We start from the raw sequence: 14,659 nt of genomic DNA on the forward strand, positions 1-14,659 counted from the left end.
AACTTGTTAAGGGGTCGTTAAATGTTGTTAAACGGTATTTTTCCATCGTTCAAATATGCCGTTTTAAATTAGAATGTGGAATCGTATTTAGCTACTTTTGCAAAAAATAAAGATAGTTGCATGTTATCAGTATCGAATTTATCCGTACAGTTTGGCAAAAGAGTTTTGTTCGATGAGGTCAATGTAACCTTTGCCCAAGGGAATTGTTACGGTATTATCGGTGCCAACGGGGCCGGTAAATCTACCTTTCTTAAAATTTTATCCGGGCAGATAGATCCTACCTCGGGCCATGTGCACTTGGAGCCAGGAAAGCGTATGTCTATTTTGGAGCAGAACCATAACGCATACGACGAATATCCGGTGTTGGAAACTGTGGTGATGGGTAACAAGCCCCTGTACAAAATCAAGAAGGAAATCGATGCCCTTTATGCCGATTACACCGATGAAAATGCGGAAAAGATTGGCGAGCTACAGGTCGAATTCGAAGAAATGAACGGATGGAACGCCGACAGCGATGCCGCTGCATTGTTATCCAACCTTGGGATTACGGAAGACCTGCACTACACCAATATGGCCGACCTGGATTCCAAACTAAAAGTACGTGTGCTCTTGGCGCAAGCTTTGTTCGGAAATCCCGATGTGCTGATCATGGACGAGCCTACCAACGATTTGGACTACGAAACCATCAATTGGTTGGAAAATTTCCTGGCCAATTACGACAATACCGTTATCGTGGTCTCTCACGACAGGCACTTTTTGGATGCCGTTTGTACCACCATTGCGGATATCGACTTTGGAAAAATCAATCTGTTCTCAGGAAACTACACCTTCTGGTACGAGAGTAGTCAACTTGCTGCAAGACAAAGGGCGCAGCAGAACAAAAAGGCAGAAGAGAAGGCCAAGGAACTACAGGAATTTATCCAGCGATTTAGCGCCAACGTGGCGAAAAGCAAGCAGGCCACTTCGCGTAAAAAGATGTTGGACAAGTTGAAGGTGGAAGACATCAAACCATCCAGCAGAAGATATCCTGCCATTATCTTTGACCGTGAGAGGGAAGCGGGGGACCAAATCCTGAATGTGGAAAAATTGACCGCTACTTCAGAAGATGGCGACCTATTGTTCAAGGATGTGAACATCAACTTGGCCAAGGGGGACAAGGTGGCCATCCTTTCCAAAGATTCCCGAGCCACTACCGCTTTTTACGATATTATTGCCGGGAAAACCAAGGCCGCGAATGGAAAGTATCAGTGGGGGGTTACGACCACCCAATCCTATTTGCCCGCAGATAACTCTGAATTTTTCCAAGATGATGTGAATTTGGTGGACTGGCTCCGTCAATGGGCCAAGACAGAAGAAGAGCGGGAAGAGGTATACCTAAGGGGATTCCTTGGGAAAATGCTGTTTAGCGGTGAGGAAGCATTGAAAAAATGTACGGTACTCTCCGGAGGGGAAAAGGTACGCTGTATGCTCAGCCGTATGATGATGCTTCGCGCCAATGTGTTGATGTTGGACGAACCTACCAACCACTTGGACTTGGAAAGTATCACCGCATTCAATAACTCCCTAAAAAACTTTAAAGGAACAATTCTGCTCACCACGCACGATCACGAGTTTGTGAACACCGTGGCGAACAGAATTATTGAATTGACGCCCAATGGCGCCATTGACCGCTACTTGACCTTTGATGACTACATGTCGGACAAGTCCATCAAAGAGCAGCGTGAAAAAATGTATGCTGTTACCGCTTAAGCGTTAAAATACTTGCTTTTCCAGATGGCTGGATTAAAGTTTTTACCAAGGGCAAAACCGTAGAATATCACCACGGAAGCAATACTTTTGAACATAAAGAAGTAAATGATCCAAAATTCGGCCGTGGAGCTTTTCTTGGAGAACAGCCCTTCCGGTACCATCAAGGTAACCAGATAGCTGAGCAATACCACCACCAAGATAAGATTGGAAACGTTCTTAAACGGCCATGCGAACAATTTGCGCAAGGGATGTAGATCGTTCCCCCATTTGTGGATCAAGTAAAAATAATCGTTACCGATGGGAGCAAAGAGCAATGGGTCGTCCTTGTCCTCCAAACGGAACAATTTGGACGGTGCCATTATCTTAAATCCTTTGATTTCGGTGTGGTGTGCAGCTTCCAAATGTTTGATTTTGGAAATGGCGGCCTGAGGAATCTTCCCTTTAAAATAAGAACTGTCCAAGAAGCGCAATCGATAATCGATACAAATCTCCTTGATTTGATCAATGTGGAAAATCTTATCTGTTTCCAAAAGGTCAAAATCAAAGTCGTTGGAAAGAGTGTTGTTCTTGGAGCTCAATTGTTGGGCTATCTGCTCTTCTTTTTGAGCATCGTTGCTTAAAATTTGTTTGACCTCGGCCAAAATGTGTTCGCCGTTTCCGTTTTTCTCCCTGCTTTTCCGAAGCTTTTGGGCAATGTTGGTTCCTTTCAAAATCATGCAGCTTTTTTTTAGTAATCTACTCAAATTTAAGGAATTGAATTTTCGATACTGACAATTGTCATATAATCCGATGTTAAGTTTTTGTTAAATGGATTTTGAGGCCTATAAAAACTCACAGATGTCAATAAAAAAGATGTATCTTATCGACGTTTTTGGTAGTTAATCGTAAAAGCATACTAAATCGTTCAAGCCCTAAAATTTAACCAACCTTATGAGTGCCCCCGCAACGAAGTTTCTTTGTATCGTCTGTTTTGTTTTTTCGCTAATTGCTTCAGCCCAAAGTACTTCCAATGCACTTTCGTATGCCAGTAGGTTGGGAAATCACACCATTTTATTGAGTGCGGTAAATGCCACAGAGCTTGGTGCCTTACTCCAGAAATCGGGGCCCTTCACCATTTTTGCACCTTCAGATGCGGCTTTTGAGAAGTTTTCTAGTCAAAAAATGTCGGAAATGATCAATGCGGAGGACAAGAGAGCATTAAAATCACTGCTATCTTACCATATTGTTGCAGGACAATTAACTGCGTCCCGCATGCTCCGGGCCATCGGAAGAGGAAATGGCGTCGCAACTTTCACAACGGTTCAAGGCAAAAAATTGACAGCCCATTTGGATGGCTATGACATCGTTTTGACCGATCCTGTTGGCAATACGGCACGAATCACTGCCGCTGACCTTAATCTGGAAAATGAGGGTGTGGTTCACGAAATCGACAGCGTGATTCTCCCTGCCCAAATGTAATTAACGAAGTTCCGCTCCCAATTCCTTTTGATATTGGGCCAATAGTTTGCCCATAATCTTATCGATTTGTTTGTCAGTAAGCGTCTTCTTTTCGTCCATGAGCGTGAAGCTTACCGCATAGGATTTCTTACCTTCTGGAAGGTTGTTTCCAGTATACACATCGAACAGATTCACTTTTTTAAGTAGCTTTCTTTCTGTCTTCCAAGCGATGTCATATACTTTTTGGAAAGAAACCGATTCATCCAGCAATAAGGCAAAGTCACGGGTTACCTCGGGGAATTTTGGTATTTCCTTGAAGACTACATTTTGGGTACTTACCAATTTTAATAGTGCATCCCAATTCAAATCAGCATAAAATACTTCCTGTTTGATGTCAAATTGCTTCAGCGCAGCTCTGCTTACTAAACCAAGGGAAACCAAGACCGTATCATTTTTGGTATAGGAGATGCCCTCCGAAAAATCAGCATTGCCCAACGGCTGAGTGTCCAAATCCCTTACGCCCAAACGTTCAAAGACATTTTCGACGATACCTTTCAAATAGAAGAATTCGGATTTTTTCGGAGCGACCGCCCAGCTACTTTGTGTTCGATCACCAGAAACGAACAATGCCAAGTGTTGGTTTTCTTGGTACGACCCATCCACTTTGTGGTAGGTTTTTCCGAACTCGAACAATTTGAGGTCCGTTTTTTGACGGTTGTGGTTATAGCTCACCGTTTGAAGCCCGGAATGCAGCATGGACGTACGCAGCACCGATAAATCGGAACTCAAAGGGTTCAGCATTTGAACAGCACCATCTTCTTCCGAACTCATGGTGTTCGCAACCAAACTATTGGTCATAATTTCATAGAAACCTTTGGAGGCCAATAGGTTTCCGACCACATCTTGGATACGGTAATTTTCAAAACGGGAAGTTTTGGCAATACTCGCATTTAGTTTTTCCTTGAAATCGATATTGTTGTAACCATACACACGCAAGATTTCCTCGATGACATCCACTTCACGGGTCACATCTACCCGGTAGGTAGGGATGGTCAGTCCAAGGCCTGATTCTGTTACGTTGTTGATTCGTATCTCCAAAGACGATAGGATAGATTTTATGGTATCCCTCGGGATTTCCTGTCCGATCAAGGAGTTGATTTTGTTAAAGGTCAGAAATACTTGCCTTTCTTGCGGTTTTTTGGGGAACAGGTCAACAATTTCGGAAGTGATGTAGCCACCGGCAATCTCCCTGATCAGCAACGCAGCTCTTTTTAGGGCGTATTTCGTCAAATTGATATCGATGCCCCTTTCAAATCGGAAGGAGGCGTCGGTATTCAAACCATGTCTTTTGGCCGTTTTCCTAATGGAAATTGGGTCAAAATAGGCACTTTCCAAGAAAATGGAGGTGGTGTGCTCGGTAACCCCTGAATGCAGTCCGCCGAAAACCCCTGCAATGCACATAGGTTTTTCCGCGTCACAAATCATAAGGTCGTCTTCATGAAGCTCACGCTCCACTTCATCCAGTGTCGTGAATTTGGTTCCCGACGGCAACGTTTTTACCTCTACCTTGCTGCCTTTTATTTTGGATGCGTCAAATGCGTGCAAAGGCTGTCCCAATTCGTGGAGCACATAATTGGTTACGTCCACCACATTGTTTATAGGTGCCAAGCCAATGGCTTTTAACCTGTTTTTTAACCAATCGGGAGAATCCTGCACAACAAGATTGTTGATGGTAACCCCGCAATATCTAGGAGCCAAATCGCTCTCCATGACTTCCACATCCACTTTTAGGGAACGGTTGTCAATGGAAAAATTACTCACCGAAGGAGTAACCAGTTCCTTTTGTATTTCTTTTTGTTCCAGACCTGCCTTTAGGTCACGGGCCACGCCAAAATGGCTCATGGCATCGGCACGGTTAGGGGTGAGGCCAATTTCAAAGACCTCGTCGTTTTCAATATCGAACACTTTGGCGCAAGGTGTGCCTGGGACCAGTTCCTCGTTGAGAACCATGATTCCGTCATGGCTTTCGCCCAAACCGATTTCATCTTCGGCACAGATCATGCCCTGGCTCACTTCTCCTCGGATTTTACCTTTCTTGATTACCCAAGCCTCGCCTTCTTTGGTATAAAGGGTAGTGCCAACGGTTGCCACAGGTACTTTTTGTCCAGCGGCCACATTGGGTGCCCCACAAACAATCTGTACGGGAGCTTCCTGTCCAATATCCACTGTGGTCAACTTGAGACGGTCTGCATTAGGGTGCGGCTCGCAAGTAAGCACGTGGCCCACCAAGATTCCCTTTAAACCACCTTTAACTGATTCAAATTGGGTGATGCCTTCAACTTCCAGACCCAGATCTGTTAAAAGTTCACCTGTTTTTTGAGCATCCCAATCAATTTGCAAAAATTGCTTCAACCAGTTATAAGAAATCTTCATACCCCATTTTTAGAGGGCACAAATATATAACAATAGGGGAACAGATTCAACGATAATACTAACCATAAAACCTAGGAAATGGTAAGTTTTAAAATGTATTTCCTACATTTAGGTAAAATCTTTCACTTTATGAACAGAATCGGGATAGCGTTAGCAGGGCTTGTGATTTTATGTGCCTCGTGCAAAAAAGAAGAGGCGCCCAAATTGGCAACCGGCGATTGGTTGGCCAAAATCGAAGTATCAGAGTCACAACAATTGCCTTTTGAGTTTACGCTTTCCCAAAATGAGGAAGGTGGCTATGTGATGCAAGCCTTCAACGCCGAAGAGGTAGTGACCATTGACGAATTTACCTTCAATGGGGATTCCATCAATATTCGGATGCCCGTTTTTGAAGGACATATCACGGGTACTTATACCACAGATCGGATTTCGGGCGAATTTATTGAGGAGAGCAAGGAAAGGAGGGTGCCTTTTGTAGCTACCTATGGCAAGCAGGACCGCTTTACGGTGAATGAAGATGCGGCCGTAAACCTCTCGGGAATTTGGGAGACCTATTTTGATGTAAATACGGAAGATGAATATGCGGCCAAGGGTATTTTTATGCAGAATGGCAACCGATTAAAGGGAACTTTTAGGACAAAGACTGGGGATTACCGCTATCTGGATGGTGTGGTGACAGGAGATAGCATGAAGCTTTCAGCCTTTGATGGCTCCCATGTCTTCCTTTTTTTGGCAGAGGTTACGGATAGCACGCTCAACGGGAAGTTTTACTCGGGCAACCATTCTGTGGAAGAATTTATGGCGGCCAGAAACGAGGCGTTCGAGCTACCGGATTCCAATGAATTGACCTATTTGAGGGAAGGTTATGATAAATTCGATTTTACCTTTCCAAACTCGGACGGGGAAATGGTGGGTCTGGACGACCCCATGTTCAAGGACAAAGCGGTTTTGGTCCAAATAATGGGGACTTGGTGCCCCAATTGCTTGGATGAGACCCGATTTTATGTGGATTTTGTCAAAAACAATCCCGAATTGGACCTGCAATTTGTTGGACTGGCATTTGAGTATGCCAAAACCGAGGAAAAGGCTTTTGAGGGCATCCAACGTTTACAGGAGCGGGAAGATGTTCCCTATCCCATACTTTTGGCGCAATATGGCACGTCGAACAAGCAAAAGGCCAATGAAAAACTACCTATGCTGAACCATATTCTTTCGTATCCTACCACCATTTATATTGATAAAAGCGGAGAGGTCCGAAAGATTCATACTGGTTTCAATGGACCTGCTACGGGTGAAAAGTTTGTCGAGTTCAAAGAAGAGTTCAATAAAACGATCCAAGAACTGACCTCCGAGTAAAATCCAACGACAACGGACTAGATAATGGTGGATTTCCCCAAATGGATGTTCTCATCGTTCATTAGGGTGTCGTCCTCAATATCCACAATATTGTGCGCAATAAAGTCCCCAACATGATTGGTTCCATATTGACTTTCCTTATTCAAGTCGGGTGTGACGATTCCCTTTTTCAGTGACTTGTCCACTGCTTTTTTTACGGCCCAAGCCTCCTCGGTAAGCCCCAGGTGTTCCAAAAGCATCGCTGCGGATAGGATGGAGGCTATCGGATTGGCGATATCCTTGCCCTTAGCTTGCGGGTAGGAACCGTGGATGGGTTCAAACAGGGCGCTTTCCTCTCCAATGGAAGCCGAAGCCAATAATCCAATGGAGCCACCTATCACACTCCCCTCATCGGAAATGATGTCTCCGAACATGTTCTCGGTCAAAATAACGTCGAACTGTTTGGGATTGAGAATGATTTGCATAGCGGCATTGTCCACAAACAAATAGTCCAAAGCCACTTCGGGGTAGCTTTCCCCAATTTTGGTGACCACTTTGCGCCAAAGTCTGGAGGATTCCAGCACATTGGCTTTGTCCACAAGGGTCAATTTCTTTTTACGGCCCTTCGCGGCCTTAAATGCCAAGTGGGTGATACGACTTATTTCTTCTTCGGTATACTCGCAAAGGTCAGAAGCTTTGGTACCTTCCGGATTTAATTTTTTCTCCCCAAAATAAATTCCTCCCGTCAGTTCCCGATAGATTACAAAATCAGTTCCATCGATGATGTTTCTTTTTAAAGGGGATTTGTCCAATAAGGTGGGATGGGAAATCACCGGACGGATATTCGCAAAAAGCCCCAATTCTTTTCTCAATTGCAGCAAACCTTGTTCTGGGCGAACCTTGGCATCGGGATCAGTGTCATATTTTGGATCACCAATGGCACCGAACAGCACGGCATCCGATTCCTTGCACAACTGGAGTGTGGCATCGGGTAGGGGAACCCCTTTCTTGTCGATGGCAACGGCACCTACGGGAGCCTCCTTAAAAACAAAATGCTGATTAAAGGTTTCCTCAACGGCCTTCAAACATTTCACGGCTTGGGCCAGGACCTCGGGTCCTACACCATCACCGGGTAGCAATGCAATTTTAAACGTCATACACAAAGTGTGATTTATGCCAGGCTTTTCATCCCGATATTGCTGGTCTCCACAATTTCGTGGATATCCTCGTCCACAATTTCCTTTTTCACATCGGCGTACTTCAAGAAGTTTTCATATACCGTGTCCAATTGAAGTTTGGTGAGCTCATAACCTACCTTTTTGGCTCGGTACGCCAAGGCTGCGCGACCACTACGGGCGGTCAGCACAATGGAGGATTCACTCACCCCAACATCTTTTGGGTCGATGATTTCATAGGTTTCCCTACGTTTAATGACACCATCTTGATGAATTCCGGAACTGTGCGCAAAGGCGTTGGAACCAACGATGGCTTTATTGGGTTGTACCGGCATTCCCATTTTTTGGGAAACCATGGTACTCGTATCCCAAAGTAATTTACTGTTGATATCGGTATCCAAATTTAAATGAGGGTGTTGTCGCATCACCATGACCACTTCTTCGAGGGAGGTATTTCCGGCACGTTCACCGATACCGTTGATGGTACACTCAATTTGTCGGGCTCCGTTGATTACCCCTGCAATGGAGTTGGCGGTGGCCAAACCTAGATCGTTGTGGCAGTGACAGGAAAGGATAGCTTTTTCAATGCCTTTGACATTTTCCTTCAAATACTTCATTTTGGCACCGTACTCTTCGGGAAGGCAGTAACCAGTGGTATCTGGAATGTTGAGAACGGTGGCACCTGCTTTTATGGCTGCTTCACATATGCGGGCCAAGAATTCATTATCGGTACGGCCGGCGTCCTCAGCATAAAACTCAACATCTTCCACAAAAGTTTTGGCATAAGCCACAGCTTCAACCGCTCGCTCGATGATTTTGTCCTGTGTAGAATTGAACTTATACTTGATGTGTGATTCGGAAGTTCCTATTCCGGTATGGATTCTAGGTCTTTTGGCATCTTTGATGGCTTCTGCAGCCACTTCGATATCTTTTTTCACCGCACGGGTAAGCCCACAAACCCTTGCATTTTTGACCAACTTGGCTATTTCGTTCACCGATTTGAAATCACCGGGACTGGAAATGGGGAACCCCGCCTCGATCACATCAACCCCGAGTTCGTCCAATCGGTCGGCAATGATCAATTTTTGCTCGGTATCTAGTTTACAGCCAGGTACCTGTTCGCCATCCCTTAGTGTTGTGTCAAAAATTTCTACCTTATCTTTACCCATGTTATCAACCTGTTTTTTCTATGACTAACGAAAGTAGTAAAGCAGGGCAGAAGACGAAACGCCGCCTAGGATACGTTACAACGTTAAACGGCTTGCGCACTCAACTAAATAACTGAAAAACAATTGCTTAAACATTATTTTTTACGATGACAAATGCCCATAAGGATGCTTTGTTTGTGCTGGTGAAATCGCTTTCCAAGTCCGAAAAACGCCAATTTAAGCTCTATGTTGGCCGATTGGGTGTGAATACGGATGCCAAGTTTTTGGCGCTATTCAATCTACTGGACAAAATGCGGAGGTATGATGAGCGACAGATTTTGGATAGCGGGATTGTCAAAAAATCACAACTTTCCAACCTAAAAGCCCATTTATACAAGCAGATTTTGGTGAGTTTGCGTCTAAACCCGGTGAACCAAAATGTGCGTATTCAGATTCGGGAACAGTTGGACTTTGCCACCATCCTATATCAAAAGGGACTCTACAAGCAAAGCTTGAAAATTTTGGAGAAGGCCAAAAGCTTCGCCATCGAGAACGAGGAAAAGAACGTGGCCTACGAAATTGTGGAGTTGGAGAAAATCATCGAAACACAATACATTACACGAAGTATTCCTGATAGGGCGGACGAGTTGGCCAGGGAGGCCAAGCAGTTGTCCGCACAAAATGTAATGACAAGCAAACTCTCCAATCTTTCCCTGCAATTGTACGGAATGATGCTAAAAGTGGGCTACGTGCGCAGCGATGAGGATTTGCAAAACGTAAAAAGCTATTTTGACGAGCATTTGCCCAAATACAATATCGAAGACCTAGGTTTTCGTGAAAAATTATGGTTGTACAAAGCACATTTATGGTACAGCCTGCTGATTCAGGACTTTTTGTCAGCCTATAAATACGCCAGTAAATGGGTGGACCTCTTCTACGAAAACGAACATATGGTTCCTTTGAATCCGGTTTTCTTTTTGAAAGGGAACCATTACCTGCTGGAATCATTGTTTTTTGTGAAATATGCATCCCAGTTTAGGGAAACTCTGGAACGGTTGGAGGCACAGGTAAACGATGACAAGTTTCCTAAAAACGATAATATCAGTTCGCTGGCCTTTTTGTACATCAACACCAATAAACTGAACCTTCATTTTTTGGAAGGCACTTTTGACAAGGGGATTTATTTGGTGAACATTATCGAGTACGGCATCAAAAAACATCGCCAGCAGATTGATGAGCACCATGTTATGCTCCTCTATTACAAGATTGCCTGTTTGTATTTTGGCAACGGGGACAATAAAAACTGTATTGCGTATCTCAAGAAAATCATTTCCAACAAAAAGTTGAAAATGCGTGAAGACCTGATGTGCTTTGCCAGGGTATTGAGCTTGGTGGCGCATTACGAAGCGGGTATGGACTACCATTTGGAAGTGCAGTTGAAAAGTACCTACAAGTTCCTGTTGAAAATGAACGACTTGCATGAGGTGCAGAAGGAAATGATCAAGTTTTTACGAAATCTTGGCGATATCTACCCCACCGATTTAAAGGGGGAGTTCCAGAAATTGTACAACGAGCTTAAGAAATACGAAAACCATCCGTACGAAAAGCGGGCATTCCTGTATCTGGACATCCTTTCATGGTTGGAAAGTCATTTGCAGAACAAACCGGTTTCCGAAATCATCAGGGAAAAGGCCTTGGCACTTACTCGCTGATACAGGCGTTCCAAATAGGATCTTCTGGAGGGGCGGCCAAAAACGCGACAGGCTCTTTTTGCACAGGATGAACAATTACAAGGCTTCTAGCGTGCAGGTGAATCCCGCCATCTTTGTTGCTGCGGTCAGCACCATATTTTAAATCCCCTTTGATAACGCAGCCAATGGCGGCCAATTGCGCCCGGATTTGGTGGTGTCTCCCCGTTTTTAGGTCAATTTCCAATAGATAATAGCTGTCCAGTTTTTTTATGAGTTTGTAGTCCAAAACCGCCTTTTTGCTATTGGGCACCTCCTTGTTGTGGGCATAGGATTTATTCTGCTTTGGATTACGGACCAACCAATGTGTTAGGGTGTCGCTTTCTTTAGGGGGTGGGTTTTTGACCACGGCCCAATACATTTTTTTGGTGTCTCCTTCGGCGAACATCTTGTTCAGCCGCGGTAGGGCTTTGGAAGTTTTGGCAAAGAGCACAATGCCCGAAGTAGGCCGGTCTAAACGATGCACCACACCCAAATAAACATTGCCAGGCTTGTTGTATTTGTCTTTTAGATACTGTTTTACAACCTCGCTCAAAGGATCGTCACCTGTTTTGTCCCCCTGAACAATATCGCCTACTCGTTTATTGACCACAATGAGGTGGTTGTCTTCAAAGAGCACTTGAAGGTTGGAAGGGTTTGAATGTTGGGAATTGGTAATTGACAATTGTTGATTGAAATTTAGTATGACTCCTCATCATTCGGGAAATCCCGACTTTTCACGTCCTGCACATATTGTGAAACAGCTTGGGTCATTTCATCATATAGATTGAGGTACCTTCTCAAAAATCTTGGGTGAAACTCATGGGTCATGCCCAACATATCGTGCACCACAAGTACTTGTCCGTCCACTTGGTTGCCGGCACCGATGCCGATAATGGGAATGGATACACTATCCGCTACCTCTTTGGCCAATTTGGCCGGAATTTTTTCCAGAACAATGGCAAAACAGCCCAGTTCCTCCAATAATTTGGCATCTGCTTTGAGTTTTTCGGCCTCTTCCTCTTCTTTGGCACGAACCGTATAGGTGCCAAATTTATAGATGGATTGTGGTGTAAGTCCTAAGTGGCCCATTACAGGGATTCCCGCTTCCAAAATACGGCTAATGGACACTTTTATCTCTTCGCCACCTTCCACTTTCACGGCATGGGCGCCGCTTTCCTTCATGATTCGTATGGCCGAGCGCAACGCTTCCTTGGAATCACCTTGATAACTGCCAAAAGGAATATCGACCACAACGAGGGCCCTTTTAGCTGCTCGCACCACCGAAGTGGCATGATAGATCATCTGGTCGAGGGTGATGGGTAGTGTGGTTTCGTGGCCTGCCATGACATTACTGGCGGAATCCCCCACCAAAATGGCATCCACGTGGGCACCATCCACAATTTTTGCCATGGAATAATCGTAGGAGGTAAGCATGCTGATTTTTTCACCACGCTTTTTCATATCCACCAACGATTTTACCGTTACCCTTTTATATTCTTTTTTAGCTGTTGACATGGTAATTTTGTTTGATGGCTAAAAGTAAGCAGATTTGTTTAATTTAGGCCTCAATCAAAAGACTAATCAAATGAGAAAACTGTTCACTTTTGCCGTATTGCTAGCATTCAGTGCCTTCGGATATGCCCAAGGACCCAATTCATCCAATGAAGAAGAGAAAAATCAAGTAAAGCAAGTCATCGAAACCTTTTTTGAAGGCTTCCACAAGCAAGATTCCACCATTATTAAAAGTACCGTGGCTGATGAGATCGTATTGCAGACCACGGGAAGAAACGCCGAGGGTAAAACCCAATTTAGAACCGATGAATTTTCAAAATTTTTGAAATCGATTGTCGGTATTCCCGAGACCACCAAGTTTGAGGAAAAACTCACTTCCTTCTCCATCCAAGTGGATAGGACCATGGCCAATGCATGGGTCGGGTATGAGTTTTGGTTGAACGGCGAGTTTAGCCATTGTGGTATTAATTCCTTTCAGCTCATCAATTTTGATGGAGAATGGAAAATCATCTACTTGATCGATACTAGGGGCAAGGAAGGCTGTATGGATTAACAATCACTGAGGAATACGCCTACCGCTAAGCCTCCTTCGGAGGTTTCCTTGTATTTGGAGCTCATATCCTTTGCAGTTTCCCACATGGTGTTTACCACCTTGTCCAAAGGTACTTTACATTCTTTTGGGTCTGTATCCAAGGCCAATTCTGCGGCGTTAATGGCTTTTATGGCACCCATGGCATTACGTTCAATGCACGGGACCTGCACCAAGCCCCCGATAGGATCGCAGGTGAGCCCCAAATGGTGTTCCATGGCAATTTCGGCAGCAATGAGTACCTGTTCGGGCATACCGCCCATCAACTCCGTTAAGCCTGCAGCGGCCATGGCAGAGGAAACTCCTATTTCTGCTTGGCAACCACCCATGGCGGCAGAAATGGTGGCACCCTTCTTAAAAATGCTCCCGACCTCGCTGGCCACCAACAAGAATTGCTTTACGTCGTCAAAATTGGCATCGTGGTTTTCAATGACCATGTAATACATCAACACGGCAGGGATGACTCCCGCGCTTCCGTTGGTGGGTGCGGTGACCACTCGGCCCAAGGAGGCATTCACCTCGTTCACGCTCAGTGCAAAGCAGCTCACCCATTTGATGATCTGTCGAAACTTGACCTCGGTATCGCGGATACTTTCCAACCATTCCTGCGGATTGGAGTAGGGGACTTCCCCTTTGAGTTTTTGGTGAATTTCAAAGGCACGCCGTTTTACATTGAGTCCCCCTGGGAGTTTACCTTCGGTATGGCAACCAATGTACATGGACTCCAGCATGGTGTTCCAAATGTTCGCAATCCCTTCGTTGATTTCTTCTTCCGTCCGCAGGGAGAGCTCGTTTTCCATCACAATCTGGGAGATGGATTTGTTCTGCGCATTGCAATGTTGCAGCAATTCGTCGCCCGTTCGCACAGGATGGGGGAAGGTTTTGAAGGTTTCCTTATTCTCCTTGGCATGGATTCGCTCCTCTTTGACCACAAAACCGCCACCAATGGAGTAATAGGTTTCGCTAACCGTCCTTCCGTCGACCAAATTGGCTTCAAAGCGCATACCGTTGGCATGGAAAGGCAAAAATTCACGGATAAATACGATATCATCCTGAAAACTGAACGGAATCCGTTTTTTTTCGCCAAAATCGAGTTGCTTCTCCGACTTTATCCTGTCAATACTTCCTGAAATACTATCAATATCCACGGTAACCGGGTCGGTTCCCAATAAGCCCATCACCACGGCGACGTCGGTGGCATGACCTTTTCCGGTAAGGCATAGGGAACCATAAAGATAGGCCTTGATGGACTCGACTTTTTCAAAAAGCCCTTCTTCTTCAAGCTCTCCAATCCAGCGTTCGGCAGCACGCCATGGTCCCAAGGTGTGCGAGCTGGAGGGCCCCACACCTATTTTTAGCATATCAAACACACTGATGCACTCCATATATTGAATTTACCGTTTCAAATATAGGAAGCTAAACGGGATAATATTGTGAATATTTAAATATCTATATCACTTTCCCGCCCAAAATTAGGACACTCTCAATTTGAACCATAATTAGTGGGGTTTCCTCAATTATATGACAGCTTGTCATATTCTTTGGCATGGC

At 44.8% G+C, this 14,659-nt stretch carries 12 protein-coding genes; 5 read left to right on the forward strand and 7 right to left on the reverse strand.

Going from position 1 to position 14,659, the window contains the following annotated elements; genetic code table 11:
• Window positions 1–120: 120 nt before the first annotated feature.
• Complete coding sequence (locus RBB12_RS07325) at window positions 121–1,749, forward strand: ABC-F family ATP-binding cassette domain-containing protein (RefSeq protein WP_293282422.1); 1,629 nt, start codon at window positions 121–123, stop codon at window positions 1,747–1,749.
• On the opposite strand, the gene RBB12_RS07330 is transcribed toward RBB12_RS07325, so the two are convergent.
• Complete coding sequence (locus RBB12_RS07330; protein WP_179383881.1) at window positions 1,746–2,465, reverse strand: hypothetical protein; 720 nt, start codon at window positions 2,463–2,465, stop codon at window positions 1,746–1,748. The two genes, RBB12_RS07325 and RBB12_RS07330, sit on opposite strands and share 4 nt — an antisense overlap.
• A 214-nt stretch (window positions 2,466–2,679) precedes the next feature.
• Here RBB12_RS07330 and RBB12_RS07335 point away from each other — a divergent pair, with 214 nt between their 5' ends.
• Window positions 2,680–3,207 (forward strand): fasciclin domain-containing protein, encoded by a 528-nt coding sequence (locus RBB12_RS07335; protein WP_179383880.1) that lies wholly within the window; start codon window positions 2,680–2,682, stop codon window positions 3,205–3,207.
• Here RBB12_RS07335 and pheT read toward each other — a convergent pair whose 3' ends face one another.
• Window positions 3,208–5,619 (reverse strand): phenylalanine--tRNA ligase subunit beta, encoded by a 2,412-nt coding sequence (gene pheT / locus RBB12_RS07340; RefSeq protein WP_306013071.1) that lies wholly within the window; start codon window positions 5,617–5,619, stop codon window positions 3,208–3,210.
• Between the two features lie 129 nt (window positions 5,620–5,748).
• On the opposite strand from pheT, the gene RBB12_RS07345 reads away from it, so the two are divergent.
• A complete protein-coding gene (locus RBB12_RS07345) occupies window positions 5,749–6,975 on the forward strand; it encodes a peroxiredoxin family protein (protein WP_306013070.1) in 1,227 nt (408 codons plus the stop codon).
• A gap of 17 nt (window positions 6,976–6,992) precedes the next feature.
• Here the strand turns inward: RBB12_RS07345 and leuB are convergent, their stop codons facing one another.
• Both leuB and RBB12_RS07355 read right to left on the reverse strand, forming a co-directional pair.
• A complete protein-coding gene (leuB, locus tag RBB12_RS07350) occupies window positions 6,993–8,111 on the reverse strand; it encodes a 3-isopropylmalate dehydrogenase (protein ID WP_293290413.1) in 1,119 nt (372 codons plus the stop codon).
• 14 nt (window positions 8,112–8,125) lie between these two features.
• Window positions 8,126–9,298 (reverse strand): 2-isopropylmalate synthase, encoded by a 1,173-nt coding sequence (locus RBB12_RS07355; RefSeq protein ID WP_179383876.1) that lies wholly within the window; start codon window positions 9,296–9,298, stop codon window positions 8,126–8,128.
• Between the two features lie 146 nt (window positions 9,299–9,444).
• Between RBB12_RS07355 and RBB12_RS07360 the strand changes: the two genes are divergently transcribed.
• On the forward strand, window positions 9,445–10,989 hold the full coding sequence (locus RBB12_RS07360; protein ID WP_306013069.1) for a hypothetical protein: 1,545 nt from the start codon (window positions 9,445–9,447) through the stop codon (window positions 10,987–10,989).
• Here RBB12_RS07360 and RBB12_RS07365 read toward each other — a convergent pair.
• Together RBB12_RS07365 and panB are read right to left on the reverse strand one after the other, a co-directional pair.
• Window positions 10,979–11,683, reverse strand: a complete 705-nt coding sequence (locus RBB12_RS07365) for an RluA family pseudouridine synthase (RefSeq protein ID WP_306013464.1) — start codon at window positions 11,681–11,683, stop codon at window positions 10,979–10,981. The two genes, RBB12_RS07360 and RBB12_RS07365, sit on opposite strands and share 11 nt — an antisense overlap.
• 20 nt (window positions 11,684–11,703) lie before the next feature.
• On the reverse strand, window positions 11,704–12,522 hold the full coding sequence (gene panB, locus RBB12_RS07370; RefSeq protein WP_179383873.1) for a 3-methyl-2-oxobutanoate hydroxymethyltransferase: 819 nt from the start codon (window positions 12,520–12,522) through the stop codon (window positions 11,704–11,706).
• Window positions 12,523–12,592: 70 nt separating this feature from the next.
• Here panB and RBB12_RS07375 point away from each other — a divergent pair, with 70 nt between their 5' ends.
• The gene (locus RBB12_RS07375) at window positions 12,593–13,072 is read left to right on the forward strand and encodes a nuclear transport factor 2 family protein (protein ID WP_306013068.1); all 480 of its coding nucleotides are present in this window, start codon (window positions 12,593–12,595) and stop codon (window positions 13,070–13,072) included.
• On the opposite strand, the gene RBB12_RS07380 is transcribed toward RBB12_RS07375, so the two are convergent.
• On the reverse strand, window positions 13,069–14,493 hold the full coding sequence (locus RBB12_RS07380; protein WP_306013067.1) for an L-serine ammonia-lyase: 1,425 nt from the start codon (window positions 14,491–14,493) through the stop codon (window positions 13,069–13,071). The genes RBB12_RS07375 and RBB12_RS07380 overlap by 4 nt on opposite strands.
• Window positions 14,494–14,659 lie beyond the last annotated feature (166 nt).

This window comes from Allomuricauda sp. MMSF_3307, from assembly GCF_030733585.1.
Classification (GTDB): domain Bacteria; phylum Bacteroidota; class Bacteroidia; order Flavobacteriales; family Flavobacteriaceae; genus Flagellimonas.

What these genes read in the sequence shown, in the direction of transcription:
- RBB12_RS07325 (WP_293282422.1), top strand. Translation starts at nt 121, where the DNA reads ATGTTATCAGTATCGAATTTATCCGTACAGTTTGGCAAAAGAGTTTTG.
- RBB12_RS07330 (WP_179383881.1), bottom strand. Translation starts at nt 2,465, where the DNA reads ATGATTTTGAAAGGAACCAACATTGCCCAAAAGCTTCGGAAAAGCAGG.
- RBB12_RS07335 (WP_179383880.1), top strand. Translation starts at nt 2,680, where the DNA reads ATGAGTGCCCCCGCAACGAAGTTTCTTTGTATCGTCTGTTTTGTTTTT.
- pheT (WP_306013071.1), bottom strand. Translation starts at nt 5,619, where the DNA reads ATGAAGATTTCTTATAACTGGTTGAAGCAATTTTTGCAAATTGATTGG.
- RBB12_RS07345 (WP_306013070.1), top strand. Translation starts at nt 5,749, where the DNA reads ATGAACAGAATCGGGATAGCGTTAGCAGGGCTTGTGATTTTATGTGCC.
- leuB (WP_293290413.1), bottom strand. Translation starts at nt 8,111, where the DNA reads ATGACGTTTAAAATTGCATTGCTACCCGGTGATGGTGTAGGACCCGAG.
- RBB12_RS07355 (WP_179383876.1), bottom strand. Translation starts at nt 9,298, where the DNA reads ATGGGTAAAGATAAGGTAGAAATTTTTGACACAACACTAAGGGATGGC.
- RBB12_RS07360 (WP_306013069.1), top strand. Translation starts at nt 9,445, where the DNA reads ATGACAAATGCCCATAAGGATGCTTTGTTTGTGCTGGTGAAATCGCTT.
- panB (WP_179383873.1), bottom strand. Translation starts at nt 12,522, where the DNA reads ATGTCAACAGCTAAAAAAGAATATAAAAGGGTAACGGTAAAATCGTTG.
- RBB12_RS07375 (WP_306013068.1), top strand. Translation starts at nt 12,593, where the DNA reads ATGAGAAAACTGTTCACTTTTGCCGTATTGCTAGCATTCAGTGCCTTC.
- RBB12_RS07380 (WP_306013067.1), bottom strand. Translation starts at nt 14,493, where the DNA reads ATGGAGTGCATCAGTGTGTTTGATATGCTAAAAATAGGTGTGGGGCCC.